Raw genomic sequence first — 21,558 nt, forward strand, 5'->3', positions numbered from 1 at the left:
TCACTGGAACGATCCAAAAATCAATAATTAATTAAAAAGGAACGACTATGAAAGCGTCTTTCTACACTTCTCTGTTGCTGTGTGGCAGTTTAGTGAGTCTAAATACGTATGCAACACAGCACTCAAATACCCAATGGGTAGACACGTTTATAGGGACAGGTGGAGATGGTCATTTGTTTCCAGGTGCAGTGGTCCCATTTGGAATGGTGCAATTGAGTCCAGATACAGATAATCCGATGCGCGGGGTATCACCGCAGCCTGAAATATACAAACGTTGTGCAGGTTATCATTATGATGATCACACTATCGTTGGTTTTTCGCATACGCATTTTTCAGGCACTGGGCATTCTGATCTGGGGGATTTGTTGATCATGCCCATGACCGGTGAGATTAAAACCACACCAGGTAGCGCTGAAAATCCTGAGGCAGGCTATCGTTCTCGTTTTTCGCACGATAAAGAGTGGTCAGAGCCAGGCTACTATGGCGTTGAATTACAAGACTATAACATTACAGCTCAAGTTACCGCCTCGCAACGCGTTGGTATGCATAAATATACGTTCAATGACACTGATGCAGGGCATGTTTTAATTGATTTAACCGCTGCAATATATAATTTTGAAAACAAAGTAATTTGGAGTGACATTCGATTAATTGATGATCATACACTGGTTGCTTATCGTGCAACGAATGGCTGGGCAAATAACCGCCAGATGTATTTTGCTATCGAATTTTCAAAACCAATCAGTGACTATAACTTTATTAATGAAGATGATAAACGTTACCGCTGTATGGATTGTTTAGGCAAAGAAAAACATTCAACAATTGAAAATAAAGCAGTGAAAATTGCAGCGGGTAAAGCCGTTAAGTTTGTTGCCAGTTTTGATGGTTTAAAAGATGAGCCGCTTTATATAAAAGTGGGTTTATCTGCGGTGAGCAGAAGCAATGCACTTGAAAACTTGAAAACAGAGCTGCCACACTGGGATTTTGATAAAACAAGAGCTGACGCAAAAGCACAATGGGCAACCTATTTAGATAAAGTCGATGTCGAAGGCACAAAAAGCCAAAAGCGTCAGTTTTACACCGCGTTATATCATGCGCTTCAAGCACCCAATATTTATCAGGATGTAAATGGTCAGTATCGTGGCGTTGATGGTGAAATCCATGAAGGTAAAGGGTTTGAGCATTACACCTTATTTAGTTTATGGGATACTTATCGTGCACTTCATCCACTACTTACGATAATCGACCCTGATCGCGTATCATCAATGGTGCAATCAATGCTGGTTCATTATCAGCAAAGTTATGAAAATATGTTGCCAATTTGGTCATTCCACGGCCACGAAACATGGACTATGATAGGCTATCATGCAGTGTCCGTTATTGCAGATGCGTACCTTAAAGGCATTCGTGACTTTGATATTGATTTAGCCGTTGAAGCAACAATTAATACTGCCAATAACCCGGTTTATGATGCTATTCCTCAATACAAAAAATTTGGCTATGTGCCAATGGATGTATTGCCTGAGTCAGTATCAATCACATTAGAATACGCTTACGATGATTTTGCAATTGCACAAATGTTTAACGCTATGGGTAAAAAGCAGCTTGCAAAAGAATATTATGCTCGTGCAATGAACTACAAAAATGTATTTGATAAGCAAACGGGTTACATGCGCGGCAAAGATAGTAAAGGTAATTGGAATCCTGATTTTAACCCTGAAGCTGCAAAATACATGGGGCCATTTACAGAAGGTAATTCAAATCAATACAGCTTTTATGTTCCGCATGACGTTGCTGGTTTGATTGACTTAATGGGAGGCGACGATAAGTTTGAAGGCCGTTTAGATGCACTTTTTGACACTCACCTTTCAGCTGACATGATCAAAGAACATGAAGATATTGCAGGGCTAATAGGCAACTATGCCCATGGTAATGAGCCAAGTCATCATATTGCTTATTTATATAATTACGCAGGCAAACCGTGGCGCACGCAAGAGCGTATTCGCCAAATAATGGATACACTTAGCTCAGATAAGCCTGACGGTTTAGCAGGTAATGATGATGTTGGCCAAATGTCAGCGTGGTATATTTTTTCGGCAATGGGTTTTTACCCAGTGGCACCGGGTGATTTAAGTTACGCGATAGGTGCTCCGCAAGTAGAAAAAGTGACCTTAAAGCTCGCAAAAGGGAAAAGTTTTACAACGTTCGCTAAAGATATCAGCGAAGAAAATTTATACATTCAATCAGTAACACTCAATGGTAAGCCACTTACACGTAACTATTTAATGCATGCAGAAATAATCAATGGTGGAGAACTACGTTACCAAATGGGTGATAAACCAAATAAAACATGGGGTACAGCTCATTCAGCACGCCCACCTGCACTTAGTAAATATAAGGAATAGAAAGTGACTTCTTTTGCTAAAAAATCATTATCAGCGTCAACATTGATAACTCTACTGTTGAGTGCGAATGTGATGGCTAAAACACCAGTGAGCGAGCAATTAAAACCCGTGCAGTTTAACGCTGATATTCAATGGCAACAGTTTTATTTACCAGTGGTTACGCTTACTAATACAAGTTCTGAGCAATTATCGCAGTGGAGTGATTTGACCACTGAGCTAGTACAACAAGTTAGCTATAATGTTGCCCGCTTACTTTATAAATACCAAGCGAATGCACCTGCGTTACCTACTTTAGCAATTAGTCTTGAAGATATGGATGGCGTTGCGTTCAAAGAAGGTGACTTTAGTGGTGCTAAAATTCACATTAGTGCGCAATACCTGAAAAAGTATCAAGCTGATCATGGTAAACGCGCTATGGCGGATGAATTGATTGGCGTTTTGTATCATGAAATTGCGCATGCCTATCAACTTGATGACGCAAACTATAAAAACATAGGACCACTTATTGAAGGCATTGCAGATGTTGTTCGTATAAAAGCAGGCTACGTTGATATGTCACAACGAAAAATTGGCGGTAATTATAACGATGGTTATAAAACAACTGCTTTTTTTATACATTGGCTTGAAAAGAATAAGCACCGTGATTTACTCATTAAGTTAAATGCACAGTTAGACCCTAATGATGGTAAAACGTGGCAATGGCAGAACTTTGAAAGTAATTTAAATATCAATCTTGTACGCGAGTGGAATAATTACCAAACATTACTTTAAGTTTCAGAATGTTAAAAGGGGCTATAATTAGCCCCTTTTTTGTTACTTTATTTCATATTTCTATTTTAATTCTATACTTATTAAATACCTGGATTGATAACACAGTTAGCTATTTAATCATCCTTTATTATTGTTTTTAACTGTATTGTCGTTACTAAATACAATTATATAAGACAAATAGGTCTATTTTTGTTACAAAGTCATTTGTTAATAAAAATAATAAATTAAAATAGGTTTGCCATGCAAAGCTCTCTCAAATTTACAACTAAAGTCACGATCGCAGCGTCAATTGTGCTGGTGTTAGTTCTTGGTTTATTTACTATAAATAACTTCATTTCAATGCGTACACAAACGCAACAACAATTATCCCTTGTTTTACAAGAAAGCTCACAATCAGTTTCACAAAATATAGCTAATTGGCTTAATGATAAGTTAGCTATTGTTTTAGCGGTTGCTAAAACACATCAAGAGAATGACGCAAAATCACTCACGTTATCGCAATTAAATACTGCTGAAATGGCTGGTGGGTTTAAAAATACATATATTGGCAAACCGGATGGTACATTTGTTTTAAATGATCAAACGATTCAGCTTCCCGCAGATTATGACGCAACAACTCGACCATGGTATAAATTAGTTGAAAACAAAACAACAACCGCATTTACGACCCCTTATATTGATGTTACTACCAATGAGCTAACTATATCTGCTGTTGCGCCTATTACTATTGCAGGGCGCTTCACTGGGGTAGCCGGTGCTGATATTGATATGAAAACCATTACTAAAATTGTTAACGAAATAGATTTTTTAGGATTCGGTTATGGTTTTTTACTCGATAGCGATGGGCGTATTTTAAGTCACCCTCAGACCCAATATAATGATAAATCAATGGTTGATTTACTAGGTGAGAAACTTACTCTCGATCCTCAATTTGTAGAATTAGATATTAATGGTGTAGAGCATCTTGTGTCATTTACACGAATTAAAGGCATTGAAAATGTTGACTGGTATCTTGGTGTTGTGATTGATAAAAGCATCGCATTTTCTTCTGTTGATTCTTTTCGCAATATGGCCGCGATTTATATGTTGCTTGGGATCACTGCTATTGTATTAATGATGCAGTTTTCTTTGCGTTATTTAATGCGGCCTATGCATCGTTTAAATGACGCAATAAAAGATATAGCACAAGGTGAAGGTGATTTAACTCGCCGTTTAGTTATTGAAAATAATGATGAATTTGGAGAACTTTCAGGTTACTTTAATGCCTTTATTGATAAAATACACACATCCATTGAGCAGGTTAAAACGACAACGATAGAACTTGAACGTTCAGTTGAGAGTTTAGTTGATCAAACGCAGTCAACTCTTAATATGTATGGCGATCAAACCAAACGTACAGATAATGTGGCTACTGCAATTAATCAACTCTCTTCTAGTGCCGTTGAAATATCGAACAGTGCGAGTAATGCCTCAAATCTAGCCAGTGAAGCAAATTCGCAATCAGTACAAAGCCAGCAATCATTAACTGATAATATTAATGCGATTAATGTGTTATCTGAAAATATGGAAAAAGCACAAGCCACAATTAATAGCTTAGCGGAGCATTCAGCAAGCATTGGCCAAGTGCTTGAAGTTATAAAAGGGGTCAGTGAGCAAACGAACTTACTGGCTCTTAACGCTGCAATTGAAGCTGCTCGAGCGGGTGAGGCAGGGCGAGGTTTTGCTGTTGTTGCAGATGAAGTTCGTCAGTTGGCGCATCGCACACAACAATCAACGCAGGAAATTGAAAACACCGTAAGTCAATTACAACAAGGGTCAGCCAGCGCTGTAGCGGTAATGAAAGCAAGCTTAATTGAAAGTGAAAATAGCGTTCAACAAGCACATGGTGCTGGTGAAAAAATGGCGGGAGTTACCAAAACGATTGAATCAATCGATGAGGTTAATCATAGCGTTGCTAATGCTACGACTGAGCAAAATGTCGTCATACAGTCATTAGATAGCGATATTCATACAATCAGTGAATTGTCACAGCAAGGACAGCTTAATTTAAATAATACTTTAGCTGAATGTACACACCTTAAACTACAATTTGATGAGTTAGAGAAAATGGTATTACGTTTTAAAGTCTAATAACTCACTGATTTAAAAATGAAAGATATATAATGCCTGAACAGAATACGAGCCAACCAAGTTGGCTTAAATTGATTAATATAGAAAGTGTCTATAGTGCAGAAAAACAACGCCGTGCTTTTACGTTTTTTACTATGATCTCTATTGCTTTGGTTTTAGTCACTACACTGGTTGTGCTCAATTATCATATTTACGCTAAGCCACTGACTGTCATGTTAGTCGTATCGGACATTACTTTTTTAGTGTGTGCAATTTACTTTATGCGTACTGGGCATTTAAATGCGGTTGCTGCGCTTGTGCTGGGTATTATCTGCATGTTATGTGTCGCGCTTGTTTACACTGGCGGTAAAGAAAATACGGCATTATATTGGTTAATGTTCTACCCAGTGGTTGCATTTTCAACGCTGGGTTTAAGAATTGGCTTAATCGGTGTATCGGTTTTACTATGTGTGTCGTGTTTTTTACTATATGGCCCTGATATAGGACAAGTTAAATACGGTTATGCGGAAAAAGTGCGCTTTAGTGCGTCTTTTATTTTAGTCTTTTTATTTACCTTTATAGGCGAGTATTTTCGGAATAAAAGTCATATGGAAATAGCGCATATGACGCTATTACAAAAACAGGATGCACACACAGATCAACTAACGGGCTTAGCCAATCGCCGATTTATTACGAGTCATTTTTTACCGCTTGCTAAATCGCGGCCAGAACAATACTTTCCATTTACAGTTTTACTTATGGATCTTGATAACTTTAAATATATAAATGATAGCTTTGGTCATGATTTTGGTGATCACGTTCTTATTGAATTTAGCACGTTTCTTGAATCCCAGTTACGCTCTTCAGATATAAAAGTACGCTATGGTGGTGAGGAGTTCATGGTTATATTACCTAGAATTGACTCCGATGCCGCTTTTTATGTTGCAGATAAATTTAGAGAGTATATTTCAACGCAAACAATCATGTTTACTCAAACGCAAAAAACCACCATTACTTGCAGTATTGGTGTTGTGCAGGTAAATAAAATATCTGAGTTTAATCAAGCCGTCAAACGCGCAGATGAGTGTTTATATGACGCTAAGCACGCAGGTCGTAATTGTGTTATGTCAGGTGAATTAGCATGAATAATAACGCAACCCTATGTTTATGAGCCTATGTGTAGTTTGTGTTGGGATTTTAGTAAAACGTGGCAAGAGATCCAAGCTCGCTTAGCCACAGAACTTGATATTGTCTATAAAGTTGGCGGTCTAGCTCCGGATTTTGATGAGCCCATGGCAATGAGTATGCAAAAGTTTTTGTAGCAGACTTGGCAACGAATTTCAGATCAAACAGGGGCTGAATTTAATTTTGATTTTTGGCGTAATTGTGAGCCTAGACGCAGTACTTACCCGGCATGTCGTGCTGTAATTACTGCTCGGTACTTTAATAAAGAGCACGCCATGCTTGAAGCGATTCAAAAAGGTTACTATTTATTAGCTAAAAACCTCTCTAATGCCGATGACTTGCTCTCATTTGCTCAACAAGTAGGAATAGATACCAATGAGTTCTTACAATTATTTGGCAGTGACCTTCTGAATCAGGAATTTCAGCAAGAGCTTCAATTTGTTCAGCAATTACCGGTTCATGGTTTTCCATTACTGGTGCTTTATTATCAGAATCAATATTATGCAATTGCTATTAACTACACGAATGCTGATGACGTTATTACACGTATTCGTGACGTATTGACTCAATCTTAACGCCTCAATTAATCTGAGCATATATTCTCTGCGGCTGCTTAAAAAAATCACTTCTTACTATTTATCCTTAGAATTAATACCTTTAAACGTTGTAATTATGACGGTTGTCATGAAATAGACTTTTTTGCGCAACACCCTTGTCATTTTTCACCTATAGAATCTCGTGCATTGATATTAAGCAACTAGCAAATCCGCTAATTAACGAGTAAAGGTGTATGCGATGAAAGGCGTTAAACCATTGATCTTAGCAGGTATTGTGGCCATGAGTGCGACAGTCCAAGCAAATGATTTAAATAAGGTTATCGATAAAAGCAGTGAAATTAATAAATCAGCTGCGCAATCACAAACAAAAATAGACAAGATTGCAGATTCAATGCAAGGGCGTTTACAACAGTTTAAAACCCTTAATAAAGAAATAGACGGTTTAACTGTTTATAACGCGCAGTTAAGTAAGCAACTGAGCAATCAAATGTCAGAAATGGAAGCTTTGAGCCTTTCAATGGATCAGGTTTCTATTATAGAGCGTCAAATTACCCCTTTAATGCTACGTATGATCACAGGTTTAGAGCAATTTGTTGCCCTTGACGTGCCGTTTCTTACTGATGAACGCGAAAAACGTTTAGCCTCTTTAAAAACCATGATGGACAGAGCGGATATTAACGCAAGTGAAAAATTCCGTCGTGTATTAGAAGCCTATCAAGTTGAAGTAGATTATGGCCGCACAATTGAAGCGTATACGGCTTTGCTTGATGTTGATGGGCAAGAGCGTGAAGTTGATTTTCTTCGCATCGGTCGTTTAGAGCTTATTTATCTGACTCGTGACGGTAAAAAAGCAGGTTCGTGGGATCAAGATAGTAATGGTTTTGTCGCGCTACCAGATTCAACAATCAGTCAAATTAATAAAGGTTTACGCATAGCACGTAAACAACTAGCCCCAGATATGTTAACACTGCCAGTTCACGCTGCGGATTAAGAGGTTAAAAATGACACTTTTTACAAAAATGACCAAAATCGCTTTATTTGGCGCAACACTTGGCTTTGCTGGCAGCACATTTGCTGCAGATGCTATGGATTTAGATTCATTACTTAAAACCTTAGAGCAAGGTAAAACACAGCAATCGGTCGAGAACAAGCAACGTGAGCAAGAGTTTATCGCACGACAAAATGATCAAGTGCAAATGCTCAAAAATACTCAAGCACAGCGTAACAATATGCTTTCTGAATCAGAGCGTCTTGAAACACTGTTTGAAGGAAATGAAATTAAGCTAGCCAATCAAACGGATACATTATCTAAACGAATGGGTTCGTTGAAAGAGTTATTTGGTGTACTGCAGCAAGTTGCTGGAGACTCAAGCAATAAGTTTGCAACCTCTGTTGTTTCTGCCCAATTACCAGGGCGCGGTCAATTTATGGATGATCTGGCTCAAAAAATGGGATCAACGTCTAAGCTTGCATCAATCGAAGACATTGAACAAGTATGGTACGAGCTGCAACGTGAAATGACAGAGCAAGGTAAAGTGTCTCGCTTTACGACGGATGTCATTGTTGAAGGTGGCAATAAAGCACAGCAAGAAGTTATGCGTGTTGGTGCATTTAACCTTATTTCACAAGGTAAATATTTAGAATATAACGCCAGCACAAATACGCTAAGTGAATTAACTCGCCAGCCAGTAGGACGTTTTACGTCAACTGCAGCAGACTTACAACAAGCGTCATCAGGGACTGTGCAATTTGCACTTGACCCAACAGGTGGCTCTATCCTTGGTTTACTTGTACAAGCGCCAGATACCACTGAGCAAGTACATCAAGGCGGTGCAGTGGGTTATGTGATTCTAGGTGTTGGTTTATTAGCACTATTAATTGCCATTGAACGCTTTATTTCGTTAATGCTGATGGGTGGCAGAATTCGTCGTCAACTTAAAGATGACGTACCACGTGATGACAACCCGCTTGGTCGTGTAATGAAAGTAAAAGACCAATACCCGTCTGTTGCATACGACACCCTTGAGCTGAAACTAAGCGAAGCTATTTTACGTGAAATGCCAAAAATTACACGTAACTTAACACTGATTAAAATTATCTCAGTGGTTGCACCGCTTTTAGGTTTACTAGGTACAGTAACGGGTATGATTAATACCTTCCAAGCAATAACTTTGTTTGGTACGGGGGATCCTAAATTAATGGCAGGTGGTATCTCACAAGCACTCGTCACAACGGTACTTGGTTTGGTTGTGGCTATCCCAACAGTATTTTTATACACCTTATTGAATACACGCTCTAAAAACTTGCTACTTATCTTACAAGAGCAAAGCGCGGGTATTATCGCTGAGCGTAGCGAAAAGGGAGCATAACCCATGGTGCTATTGATTGATTCAATCAATGCTATCCGTGATTTTCTCGACACTGGTGGCCAAGTTCTATTGGTCATCGGAGTGTTAATCTTCGCGATGTGGTTATTGATACTCGAGCGATTTATATACTTTTTTAATGGTTTTAGGCACTACAAGCATACTGTTAAAACAAGTTGGACAGGGCGTAATGAGCGTAATAGCTGGAACGCAGAGCAAATACGCCAAGCCACTATTTCACGTGCAGGGATGAGATTAAACGCTAATTTAGCGCTTATTAATGTGATGGTTGCGTTATGTCCGTTGTTAGGTTTACTCGGTACGGTAACTGGCATGATAGAAGTGTTTGATGTTATGGCGATAACAGGCACAGGCAGTGCACGTTCTATGGCATCCGGTGTCTCAAAAGCAACTATCCCAACAATGGCAGGCATGGTGGGGGCGTTATCCGGCGTATTCGCTTCAACGTATTTACAGCGTAAAGCGAAGCGCGAAGTTGCACTACTTGAAGACAGTATGGTTTTAGACCATTAAAACAATAATTTTTTAGCATGCGGCGACAGCCGCATGCATCAGGAGAATAAAATGAGAGCCCCATTAGGAAGTCTTTTTCAAGAAGATGAAGCAGAAGAAATTAACATGACACCTATGTTGGATGTTGTTTTCATCATGCTCATTTTCTTTATTGTTACCGCCTCGTTTGTTAAAGAAGCGGGTATTGATGTAAATCGTCCTGAAGCGGCTACAGCTGTTAAAAAAGAACGGGCAAATATCTTAGTCGCTATTTCAGACGAAGGCGAAATTTGGATCAACAAACGCCAAGTTGATGTGCGGGCAGTGCAAGCGAATATTGAGCGCCTAAAAGCAGAAAACCCACAAGGCAGTGTGGTTATTCAAGCTGATAAAAAATCAACCACTGACACACTTATCAAGGTAATGGATGCAGCGCGTGCAGCAGGCGTGTTTGACGTATCTATTGCGGCACAAGAGGCCTAAGGAAGCATAATGCGTTATTTAGTAGCATTATTTATTGCCGGTGTTGTGACTTTTATGCTGTTTTTAGGCATGCAGGCACTTATTACCGGTGGCGAGGGGGCGATGACTGAGCCTGCCAAAGGCAATGTACTTGATTTTGTGCGTCTTAAAAAAGAAGAGAGTGTACAAAAGAAAGAGCGTAAGCCTCAAAAACCACCCACACCAAAAGAGCCACCGCCGCCAATGGAATCACCACAAATGCAAAATAGTGATCCTAATGCCAGTGCAGCTAATTTTGATTTTGGTGCCAGTGTGGACGCTGATGTGAGTTTAAGCGGTGGCTTAGCGCTTGATTCAAGTGATGGTGAATACCTACCCATTGTAAAAGTGGCACCCGTTTATCCGCGTCGCGCTTTATCGCGTGGTATTGAAGGGTATGTGATTGTTGAATTTACAGTAACCAGGCAAGGCACAGTACGTGATGCAAAAGTAGTAAAAGCTGAGCCAGAGTCATTGTTTGATCAGGCAGCGATGGATGCCGCTCTTAAATTTAAATATAAACCACGCGTAGTAGACGGTGAAGCGGTTGAAGTTGCGGGTGTACAGAATAAAATTTCTTTCCAGATAAACGGCTAGCCCTTAATAATTGGATAGAGAAACGAGGCGATTATGAAACTATTAAAAACAGCATTCTTTTGTTCTTTAGCATTGAGTGCAAGTATTACACTACCAAGCTTAGTGAGTATGTTACCAGGCATTAATGTGGCGACAGCCTACGCAGATGAAATTAAAACAAAGCGTGTACCAGCGCTACGTGAAAAAGTGTATAGCCAATTGGCGCGTGCACAAAAGCTTGCAGATGATGGTGATGCACAAGCGGGTCTTGCTGCACTTGACGACATTAACGAGCGTTCATCAAGTATGAACTCGTATGAAAAGGCCATGATGTACAATTTTTATGGTTTTATTTATTACAACGAGAATGATTTAACCAAAGCGATAGCATCGTTTGAAAAAGTGATTGCTGAGGATGAGATCCCAGAATCTCTTCGTTTAAGTACCAGCTTTAGTTTAGCGCAACTAGCAATGGCAAATAGCGACTACAACAAAACCTTAAACTTTTTAGCGCAGTGGGACACAATCAATACCAAGCCTAAAACAGACGCGTACTATGTGCTTAAATCACAGGCTTATTATCAGTTAAAAGATTATCAAAATGGTATTAATAATATCGAGCATGCAATTGCACTAAGCGATAGTGAAGGGAAAGAGCCAAAAGAAAATTGGCTTGTTTTGCAACGCGCTATGTACTATTCGCTCGGTAATACAGATAAAGTCGTTACAGTATTAGAGCGTATGGTTAAACTGTATAATAAGCCCCAATATTGGGTGCAGCTTGGCGGCATGTATGGTGAAACTGGCAAGGAGAAAGAACAGTTAGCTATTTTTGAAGCTGCCTATCAGCAAGGTTTTTTAACGTCAAAATCAGACCTTCGGCAGTTATCGCAAGTGTATCTATATAATGGCCTCGCTTATAAAGCGGCGAATGTTATGAGTACTGCAATAGATAATGAGATAGTCCAAGCGACAGCAAAAAATTATGCTTTTATCGCAGAAGCCATGATACAAGCAAAAGAAGAAGAAAAATCAATACCTTATTTTAGTAAAGCTGCACAGCAGTCAGATCACGGTAAGTACGAGCAACGTCTAGCAGAGGTGTACGTTAACCTTGAAAAGTATGAAGACGCTGCCGATGCAGCTCGTAAAGCGCTAGAGAAAGGATCACTCGATTTTGAATCTAATGCTTATGTAGCATTAGGTATGGCGCAATACAGTTTACAAAATTTTGATGCATCTATATTGGCGTTTGAACAAGCTGAAAAACATAAAAAATCTCAGCGATTAGCTGAACAATGGATCAAATACGTCAAGCGTGAAAAGCTCCATGCTGAAACCTTACGCACAGCACTGCTTTAATATTGTCGTAATTTAAATGACATAAAGTGGGCTATGAGCTGATCATATCTTGAGTTTATAATCGCAACACCAAAACCGCCTTCGGGCGGTTTTTTTCGTTTTTAACAATTTGTTATATAAGGATAATTGGTTTTTTAGTCAAAAATGCACATTGTCATTTTATGTTTATTAAAGTGTAACCTCGCTGTCATACACCTCCCGTATTGTAGTGCTCGTTCTAAGGCTCAAGTGACCTTAAGGCATGGCTTTCGTGCTTTAAAGTGACTTGAGTTTTACTTAATGCGCTAACAAAATAATTAAATACTTTAACGGAGTGAACAATGAAATTATCTGGTTTATTTAAAGTCAGCCTAGTGGCTGCTGCAATGACTCTTGCTGGCTGTGGTGGTGGTGATATTAATGTTACACCTACAACAGTAGATAACAGTGTAGACAATAGTGTAGATAATTCAGGTGGTGGCAATAACGGTGGTGAGACCTTAAATTGCGCTACATACACATTAGATGGAGCTACATTTACAGGTGAAGCTGAAGGTGTTAACTGTATTTACAGTCAAGCATTTGCAAGTAACGCAAAAGAAATTACCAGCTCTTTTGTAATCTCTGCCTTAGGCAATGGCGGCGCACACGTGTTTGAAGGTGCATTATTTATTGGTGATGATGTAGACACATCAACTGGCGCTACAATTGATGGCAATGGTCCTACATTATCAATTGAAGCAGGTTCAACAATTGCTTTTACTAAGCCTGAGAGCTTTATTCGTGTTGCTCGTGGTGCAAATATCGAAGCAATTGGTGAAGTAGATAAGCCAATCATTTTCACCAGTATCAAAGAGGTTGATGGTGATGATTCAACAACAGCACAAATAGGTGACTGGGGTGGCGTTCAGGTAAATGGCCGTGGTCATTCTATTCGTTGTACAGCCGCTGCTGCTGCACAGGATATGTGTAACCACTCTGCAGAAGGCATTGTATCGTACTATGGCGGTAACGATCCGCAAGATAGCAGCGGTATCCTCAAGCACATTGTTATTAAATATGCAGGTTTTGGTGTTGAAGGTGATGAGCTTAACGGTTTAACTCTTAATGCTGTTGGTTCAGGCACAACGATTGATTATGTGCATGTTCATAATGGTTTTGATGATGGTATTGAACTATTTGGTGGTAGCGTTAACCTCAAGCACATTGTTATCACTGATACAGGTGATGATGGTATTGACTGGGATGAAGGTTGGAAAGGGTATGGACAATTCATTCTTGTACGTTCAAATGAATATGGTAATCATGGCTTTGAAACTGATGGTGCAAAGGTTGACCCATTATCAGCAGATGCACAAGATTTAGTGACGAGCGTTTCTAACCCAACAATTGCTAATGCAACTGTTGTAACTACGGGTGACCAAGGCGCAGAAGGGCGTCGAACTGGTGCTGGTATGGAAATGAAAGAGTGGGGCAAAGCACAATTAGCTAACATGTTATTTGTTAACTCTTCGTCAGTAGATGGTGCAGGCTGTTTTGACTTATATAATGAAAAAGACAAATCAGGTGATGCAGGTGTTCATGCCAATGCAAATAATGGCGATATCGCATTTATGAGCTCAATATTTGCGTGTGGTAAGAACTTTGAAGACGTGAATACGCCTTTAACGGGTGCACTAGCAAGTTTTGATGTAAATACTTGGTTTACGGGTGGTGAAAACAACCAGTTGATTGGTTTTGCTGATTTTACAAATGTACTAGGTGCTGATGGTGTTTCAACAGCGGCAACAATTACTGATTCACAGGGTACTGCTGTTGCTACAACAGCTAAAGACATGAGCGAAGTTAACTCTTTCTTTACTAATGCAGGCTACATTGGTGCACTTAAAGACGGTGAATCAAGCGAGTGGGCTGATTTTGTAGCCGCATCTTTACAACGCGCTAGTAATTAATCTAGACCGGCTCTAATTACAAGGCGCTACGGCGCCTTTTTTAAGGGAATTTTAGGTTTAGAGGATATAAATATGAAACATCAAAAGCAGTTTAAAACCAATCTAATAACTTTATCTCTGCTCTCCCTTTTTTCTTCATTTCATTCTTTCGCTGATCAAGCACAAGAAATAATAGATGAAGAAGCAATAGAAGAAGTTGTTGCAACAGGCACACGTCTCAAAGGCAGTGCCAGTGCGGTAATAGATGAGCGTAAAAATCAGGCTTTCGTCGCTGATATAATGGGTTCTGAGCAAATATCGCGAACAGGTGACAGTGACGCCGCTTCGGCACTTCGTCGTGTTACAGGCTTATCATTAGTTAATGATAAGTTTATTTATGTACGTGGATTAGGTGAGCGCTACTCAAGTGTACGTTTAAATGGCGCAATAGTGCCGAGCCCAGATCTAACGCGAAATGTAATTCCACTTGATATCTTTCCATCAAGTATTATTGAATCATTGGCTGTTCAAAAGGCTTATTCACCTAATATGCCCGCAGCTTTTGGCGGTGGTGATGTAAATATCAGAACGAAGAGCATACCAAGTGACACTTTGTTTAAAGTTGAAATTGGCGCTAGTTACAAAGATACAAACGACGAAGGCTATACGTATAATGGCGGCAGTGATGATTGGCTAGGTCAGGATGATGGCACGCGAGCATTACCTAGTACAATTAGAACAGCGCTAAATACCTATATTAATGGCCTGTCTGATATCTCATATAGAAACATAAGAGATGTAGAGTCAAAACGTCAAGGCACTGATATTGGTCAAGCCGCTGCGATAGATTTAAATAAAAGTTTAGCAAAAGCATTACCAAGAGATTTTGGCTTAGAAAAAGAAAGCTTAAACCCTGATGCCGGTATTAAAGCTGTTTATGGCGACCGTTTTGATAATTTATTTGGCTTAGGCGGATCTTTTGGTTTTCTAGCATCCGTTGCCTATGAAAATGAATGGTCTAATGCTGAGAAGTTTAGCGCTGTACTGTCTTCTGTTGACGCATCTGAGTCCGCATGTTCAAAAGATGACTTTACGTGTTATTCGGCAACAGAAAAAGAAGTATCGACAAAGCATAATATAAAGTTAAATAGCTCAGTTAATTTAGGGTATAAAATTAAGGGACATGATTTAACCGCTACTTATATGATGTTGCGAGACACTGAAGATGAAGCCTCTGTTGCGTTATATCAAGAACCGTCAAAATCACTAAGTATTGATGCTGGGCAATTACAACGTAGCCACTTAACATCTTTCGAAGAGCGCGAACTTGAGATACTCCAACTTCGCGGTATGCACAACCTAGATTGGGGCTTGCTTGAAGGTGTTGGCGTTGATTGGCAATATACTGATTCAACAGCGACAACGAGTATTCCTGGAGAGCTTACAGTAACGGTTCGTGATGAGTACTTAGATGGTAAATACCAACGCACTTTTTACAATGGTAGCTTAGGCGGTAACCCTTATCTGTATCGATTTGTTGAGTTAGAAGATGATGTCGAAAACTGGGGCGTTAACGTAAACAAAGTTTTCTACTTTGATAACGCAGAAGTTGAGATTGCAGGTGGTGGTTATTTTGTTGAAAAAACACGTGATTACCGTACTGACTTTTTCAATTATCGTTTTAGCCAAACTCAGTCACTCGATTTAGCACAAAGTGAAGACGAAGCACTTTCAATAGGCAGTTATTTTGCTAATGATTCAGTTATTGACTCAACTGGTGTCGAGTTGTTGTTCCAAGAACCAACCGCCGATGATTACTTAGCAGCACAAATGATAGATGCTTATTATGGCTCTTTTGACATAACATTTGCTCAAGATTGGCGTGTAAGTGGTGGTGTACGTTACGAAGACTTCCGCCAAGTTGCGCTCGCTTTTTCTCGTTCAGCATTTGATCCTGCTTTACTTGCTGACAAGTTAAGTGCACAAGCAATAGAGCAAGCAAGTGTGATGGAAGATGAGTTTTTTACATCGTTATCTATGACATATAGCCAAGACTCGTATCAAATTCGTTTTGGTTATGGCAGCACTGTTGTTCGTCCTGATTTACGAGAGTTAAGCCCAGTTCAATTTCAAGACCCGCTTACGGGTTATCGAACACTGGGTAACCCTTACTTAGAATCTAGTTATTTAGATAACTTTGATGCGCGCATCGAATTTTATATGGATAATGGCGATAACTACTCAGTTGGCGCATTCTATAAAGATATTGATAAGCCAATTGAAGCGCTATTAACAGAAAGCGACGGCCGTTTTACTTTGCAGTTTGATAATGCAGACACCGCCTATGTTTACGGTATTGAAGCTGAATGGTTAACAGAGTTACATAGTGATTTACTCGGCGGTGCTTTCTTTACTTCAGGTAATTTAACTCTCAGTGATTCAGAAGTTGAAATTGCACAGGAGCAGCGCGGCGATCTGACAAACCTAAAACGACGTATGACTGGCCACTCAAAATATGTTGCTAATTTGCAATTGAATTACGATTCGCATGATGGCATGCATCAAGCATCTGTTATCTACAATGTATTTGGTGATCGTATTTTAGCTGCGGGAGTAAATAACTTTGATGATGCTTACGAGCAACCTTTAAACTCGTTAGACATGGTTTATAGTTATTATCCAACGTTTAATACCACACTGACATTTAAAGCGAAAAATATGTTGGGACAAAGTTTTGAAGTAGAGCAAAATGATGTACTAATTCGTTCTCAAGAAACGCCTAGAGAGTTAAGTGTGAGCTTTAGTTACGAGTTTTAACACTCTCTAATAAACGGCAGTAACAATAAGCTATTATTACCGAGCCCTGCCAAGTGTAGGGCTTTTTATTACTTGTTACTTATGAAATGAATAGTTATATACCGAAGCCACCTCAAGATGCAGAATTCAGCGTTTCACAGAGGCTTAATATCAAGGCGTTACTTTTATAAGGGATTGATTTTAATAATAGAACCACTATTACTTGCAATCAATGCCTTGCCTAAATCGCTTTTAATTCCAACGACGCTCGCATCTTGAGGTTGTTTGGGTATACGCGTTATTTTAATAGTGGAAGTTAATTCATGCTGGTGGGCTTAAGTTGATATCAATGTTCTGCTGGCTTGGGGTTACGATGGAGTAAGAACCCAGTCTTTACCGGGTTCTTTATTGCTTTTAGTTACCGCACTTAATGCTAGCGTATAACGGATAACACTGATTTTTGCTACCTGTGCTTTTTAATACCCACTGACTATCATACCAATCATAGTTTGCATAGGCCGATTCATCTTCGCCACACTTTATTGTACTGCCTGTTACCTCTTGCTTATGGCCTTGCTCTTTACAAAACTGATTGCCAGTAAGAGAGCCTACAAACATATTTCTATAACTATTATTAACTCTCACTGTTGGGTTGTTATAAATAACGGTTGATGAGCGGCGAGTTGCCCCTAGTTTTTGTTCAATGCTCGTAGTTGAGCTTGCAAAGGAAGTAAGTGATTCTTCGATGTTGTCATTTGTTTGTGCAAATGCGCTCAAAGAGAACAAGCTGGCAATTATACTACCTAGATAGAGTGCTTTCATGTGATAGGTCCTTTTTTAATAAATTGATACACAATACATCCAATTCCAAAGTGCTCAATAATCATAATTTTTATGTATTTCATTTGTATGAAGCTAGGGCGTGTTTAGATTAAGTTACACAATGGTGTAACAACGACATTGAATATGAAAAAATTTTATGTTCTATGAGTAACGCTGGTTTTGCTTTGATCACAGTGCTAGATTATCGGTTCTAAAAATTAAATCTCACGCAATGAATTTTAATTTTTAATGAATTAGGTATCTCTTATGACTCAAACACTGGAACAAACAATGAAAAAAGTAGGCTTGGTTGGTTGGCGCGGCATGGTTGGCTCTGTTTTATTAGAGCGTATGCAACAAGAAAATGATTTTGCACTGATCGACACCACTTTTTTTACCACCTCGCAAACAGGCCAATTAGGTCCTGATCTCGCTGGCAATGCAAAACCACTACTTGATGCAACGGATGTAGATGCCCTTGCCCAAATGGATATTATTATTACCTGCCAGGGGGGAGATTATACCAAAGCGGTATATCCTCAATTACGTGCTACCGGTTGGGATGGTTTTTGGATTGACGCGGCGTCCGCACTTCGCATGGCCGATGACAGTATTATTGTTCTTGATCCAGTAAACAAAGATGTCATAGAGCAAGGGTTAGAACAGGGGGTTAAAACCTTTGTTGGTGGCAACTGCACCGTATCGTTGATGCTATTAGCGCTAGGCGGCTTGTTTGAACAAGACTTGATTGAATGGGTAAGCCCAATGACTTATCAAGCAGCATCCGGTGCAGGTGCTCGTAATATGAAAGAGCTAATAGCACAAATGGGCTCTATTCATGCGTCTGTTGCTGATAAGTTAGCTGATCCACAAGCCGCTATTTTAGAAATAGATAAACTAGTGACAGAACAAATTGCCGCAAGCGATTTACCGCAAGAGCAATTTGGAGTCCCCCTTGCTGGCAGCTTAATTCCATGGATTGATGTGCCTATGCCAAGTGGTCAATCCAAAGAAGAGTGGAAAGCGCAGGTTGAAGCGAACAAAATTTTAGGTTCATCTAAGCAACCAGTTCCCGTTGATGGTTTATGTGTGAGGATCGGTGCGATGCGTTGCCATTCTCAAGCGATGACTATTAAGCTGCGTGAAGATATCAGTGTAGAGAAAATTGAACAGATTTTAGCATCACATAATGAATGGATTAAAGTGATCCCAAATGAACGCGATATTACAGCAACTGATTTAACACCGGTTAAAGTGACAGGCACGCTTAGCATTCCAATTGGGCGTATTCGCAAACTAACGATGGGCCCTGAATATATAAGCGCGTTTACAGTGGGCGACCAGTTATTATGGGGCGCTGCAGAGCCGCTTCGCCGTATGCTACGTATTATAGTTGAAGGTAATAACGCGTAGACATTAAATATCTATTAATATTAAAAGGGCGGATATTACCGCCCTTTTTTATTGCCAATTTAGTTTATTTAAAAACGGTAGTTAATACCTAAGTTTACGGTAGTCCCGATCCCTTTGACGTTAAACGCTCTAAACGTTAAAGCTTGTGAACGGGCAGGGAAGTAATCTTTATTAAGTAAGTTTTCAACACCTGCAAACAGCGACCACTGTTCAAAATCGTAACTGCCGCTTAAGTTAACAATGCCATAGCCATTTACAGGCCCCTCATCGCCGGTGTAAACGCCTTTATCATTTTTTTCAAAACGATCTCGGTCGCTAACATGAATATAATGAACTGACATTTTTGCCTGCGTAGTTGGCTGCCAATTTAATGCAAGTGTGCCTTTAGGCGCAGATACTTCACGTGCTCCTAAATAATTGCCTGTATTGCTGTGCTTGCCTTCAACGTAACCATACGTTGCAGCTAAATCCCATTGGTCATTGAACGTGTAGTTAAGTACCCCTTCATAGCCCCAAATTTTTTGTGGTGCGCGTTGTGTTATATAAATCCCAGTTTTTGGATCCTGTACGCTGCGTGACCCTAAATCTGAAAAACTTTTATAAGCGGATAACTCAAATCTAAATTGTTCGAACTCGCTGACAAAACCGACTTCATAGTTATCTATTATCGCCGCTTCAGTTTGGATAAGTGCAATGTCTTGTACTGTTGCTGAGCGTAATAAAGCACCTAAATCAGGAATGTTAGCACCTTGCGAATAGCTTACGTAAGGTGTAAACGCTTGGTTTGCATTATAACGAAAACCAACATTAAACGTTGTTGCGGTAAATTCAATGGTTCCGCCTTTTACAGCTTTGGGAACAGAGCATTGATCAGCGCTTCTACATAGCTTTAATGTATTGTAATCATTTACTTCAATATCCATATTTTCATAGCGAAGTCCAGCTTTGACAATAAAGTCATCTTGAATAACCCACTTGCTTTGTAAGAAACCAGCAACATTAACCATGTCCATTTCTGGTACCCAAAGTCGACCATCAACCATTGGTTGAGAAGTAGTATCATTGAGGATATCAACGCCGTAAATAAAGGTCGCTTCAACATTATCCCAATCAGCTAACGTATTAAATACTGAGCGTAATCCCTGTTTTTCTGACTTAATTAACGACTGTCCACCTGCTAGGTTTAAATCAGGGTTTGCTAAAACCGTTGAGTAAAAAAATACATTTTCGATGGATTGTTTATACACATCTAAATTGAATGCGGTATTACTAAAAATCTCTGCATCAGTGTATTTTATCTGTAAATTATGATTACCACGTGGCCCTTGTGGCGCTGCATTAAATGGCGTGCTTACAGCGTCTTTTATTGCGTAGGTTTTTTCACCTTTATTGATATCACCAATAACATCAACCCATGCAGAATCTTGTTGCGATTCAAAATAGTTGTAGGTCATTTGCAGTGATTTATCGGCATCAAAGTCATAACTTAGTTTAGTGAAGAAATTACGCGACTTTGCTTCAGATAATCCATATTGTGTACCGAGTGCATCACCTTCAGCGTCTCTTAATACGCCATTATTTTCAATACCTAAGCTGACAATATAGCTAAAGTCATCAATTTCACCTGATGCGGTTGTCGTTACTTTTAAACCGGCAGAGTCATCAAGTTTTACCGCACTAAATTGTGTCGATGCGGTTGTGTTTAAACTAAACTTACTGTTTGTTGCAGGCTTTTTAGTGATGTAGTTAATGATACCTCCCGCAGCACCATTACCATAAATAGAGGTCGCACCTTGAATAACTTCAATTCGTTCAATGACATGAGGATCTAATGAACGCATTCCTAAAGACCCATTTCTAAGTGGTGTTGATTGCGGGACACCGTCAATCATAACAAGTGCTGCACGGCCACGTAATGTTTGTGCAAAGTTACTTGATGTTCCACTGCTTGAGGCAATGCCGGGTACATACATTGCTAATATACTTTGCAGATCAGTGGTTACTTTAAGTTGTGCTGCGAGTTCTTTTTGGCCAATAATTGTTACCGATGATGGAATTTCATCAATACTTTCAGCGATACGGCTACCGGTAACTAAAATACGTTCTAAGTCTTGTGGTTCATCGTTGGCGGTTACTTGAGCTGAAATTATAAGTGCTAGGATGCTAAGGTTGGTTTTGATCATATTCTTAAAAATGCGCAATATAAAAATGGAACGTAATAATAAACTAATTGGAAATGATTCGCAATTGAGTTCCTCTTTAGGGTTGTGCA

Annotated in this window: 17 protein-coding genes; 15 read left to right on the plus strand and 2 right to left on the minus strand. The window is 39.5% G+C overall.

Annotated features, from left to right (window positions below):
- Positions 1-47 precede the first annotated feature (47 nt).
- The 14 genes from HJP15_RS01090 (at position 48) to HJP15_RS01150 (ending at position 17,072) form a co-directional block, all read left to right on the plus strand.
- Positions 48-2,405 (plus strand): GH92 family glycosyl hydrolase, encoded by a 2,358-nt coding sequence (locus HJP15_RS01090; protein ID WP_170172859.1) that lies wholly within the window; start codon positions 48-50, stop codon positions 2,403-2,405.
- Between the two features lie 3 nt (positions 2,406-2,408).
- On the plus strand, positions 2,409-3,176 hold the full coding sequence (locus HJP15_RS01095) for a basic secretory protein-like protein (protein WP_235575685.1): 768 nt from the start codon (positions 2,409-2,411) through the stop codon (positions 3,174-3,176).
- Positions 3,177-3,416: 240 nt separating this feature from the next.
- Positions 3,417-5,306, plus strand: a complete 1,890-nt coding sequence (locus tag HJP15_RS01100; RefSeq protein ID WP_054203716.1) for a methyl-accepting chemotaxis protein — start codon at positions 3,417-3,419, stop codon at positions 5,304-5,306.
- Positions 5,307-5,338: 32 nt separating this feature from the next.
- Positions 5,339-6,430: a GGDEF domain-containing protein gene (locus tag HJP15_RS01105; RefSeq protein ID WP_054203715.1), complete on the plus strand. Its 1,092-nt coding sequence runs from the start codon at positions 5,339-5,341 to the stop codon at positions 6,428-6,430.
- Positions 6,431-6,460: 30 nt separating this feature from the next.
- Entirely contained in the window at positions 6,461-6,607 is a 147-nt protein-coding gene (locus tag HJP15_RS22260) for a hypothetical protein (RefSeq protein ID WP_342884336.1), read from the plus strand.
- Positions 6,608-6,622: 15 nt separating this feature from the next.
- Positions 6,623-7,045 (plus strand): DsbA family protein, encoded by a 423-nt coding sequence (locus tag HJP15_RS01110; RefSeq protein ID WP_349304606.1) that lies wholly within the window; start codon positions 6,623-6,625, stop codon positions 7,043-7,045.
- Between the two features lie 220 nt (positions 7,046-7,265).
- Complete coding sequence (locus HJP15_RS01115) at positions 7,266-8,018, plus strand: DUF3450 domain-containing protein (RefSeq protein ID WP_170172860.1); 753 nt, start codon at positions 7,266-7,268, stop codon at positions 8,016-8,018.
- Positions 8,019-8,028: 10 nt separating this feature from the next.
- Positions 8,029-9,396 (plus strand): MotA/TolQ/ExbB proton channel family protein, encoded by a 1,368-nt coding sequence (locus tag HJP15_RS01120; RefSeq protein ID WP_054203713.1) that lies wholly within the window; start codon positions 8,029-8,031, stop codon positions 9,394-9,396.
- Between the two features lie 3 nt (positions 9,397-9,399).
- A complete protein-coding gene (locus HJP15_RS01125) occupies positions 9,400-9,927 on the plus strand; it encodes a MotA/TolQ/ExbB proton channel family protein (RefSeq protein ID WP_054203712.1) in 528 nt (175 codons plus the stop codon).
- 51 nt (positions 9,928-9,978) lie between these two features.
- On the plus strand, positions 9,979-10,389 hold the full coding sequence (locus HJP15_RS01130) for an ExbD/TolR family protein (protein ID WP_054203711.1): 411 nt from the start codon (positions 9,979-9,981) through the stop codon (positions 10,387-10,389).
- 9 nt (positions 10,390-10,398) lie between these two features.
- The gene (locus HJP15_RS01135; protein ID WP_054203710.1) at positions 10,399-11,004 is read left to right on the plus strand and encodes an energy transducer TonB; all 606 of its coding nucleotides are present in this window, start codon (positions 10,399-10,401) and stop codon (positions 11,002-11,004) included.
- Positions 11,005-11,037: 33 nt separating this feature from the next.
- Positions 11,038-12,345 (plus strand): tetratricopeptide repeat protein, encoded by a 1,308-nt coding sequence (locus tag HJP15_RS01140; RefSeq protein WP_054203709.1) that lies wholly within the window; start codon positions 11,038-11,040, stop codon positions 12,343-12,345.
- Positions 12,346-12,665: 320 nt separating this feature from the next.
- The gene (locus HJP15_RS01145; RefSeq protein ID WP_054203708.1) at positions 12,666-14,276 is read left to right on the plus strand and encodes a beta-helix domain-containing protein; all 1,611 of its coding nucleotides are present in this window, start codon (positions 12,666-12,668) and stop codon (positions 14,274-14,276) included.
- 72 nt (positions 14,277-14,348) lie between these two features.
- Positions 14,349-17,072: a TonB-dependent receptor domain-containing protein gene (locus HJP15_RS01150; RefSeq protein WP_054203707.1), complete on the plus strand. Its 2,724-nt coding sequence runs from the start codon at positions 14,349-14,351 to the stop codon at positions 17,070-17,072.
- Between the two features lie 393 nt (positions 17,073-17,465).
- Here the strand turns inward: HJP15_RS01150 and HJP15_RS01155 are convergent, their stop codons facing one another.
- On the minus strand, positions 17,466-17,873 hold the full coding sequence (locus tag HJP15_RS01155; protein WP_170172861.1) for a hypothetical protein: 408 nt from the start codon (positions 17,871-17,873) through the stop codon (positions 17,466-17,468).
- 267 nt (positions 17,874-18,140) lie between these two features.
- Between HJP15_RS01155 and asd the strand changes: the two genes are divergently transcribed.
- A complete protein-coding gene (gene asd, locus HJP15_RS01160) occupies positions 18,141-19,286 on the plus strand; it encodes an aspartate-semialdehyde dehydrogenase (protein WP_170172862.1) in 1,146 nt (381 codons plus the stop codon).
- A gap of 68 nt (positions 19,287-19,354) precedes the next feature.
- Here asd and HJP15_RS01165 read toward each other — a convergent pair whose 3' ends face one another.
- Positions 19,355-21,469 (minus strand): TonB-dependent receptor, encoded by a 2,115-nt coding sequence (locus HJP15_RS01165; RefSeq protein ID WP_170172863.1) that lies wholly within the window; start codon positions 21,467-21,469, stop codon positions 19,355-19,357.
- Positions 21,470-21,558: the final 89 nt, after the last annotated feature.

Source organism: Pseudoalteromonas sp. NEC-BIFX-2020_002, from assembly GCF_013002825.1.
Lineage (GTDB): Bacteria > Pseudomonadota > Gammaproteobacteria > Enterobacterales > Alteromonadaceae > Pseudoalteromonas > Pseudoalteromonas neustonica.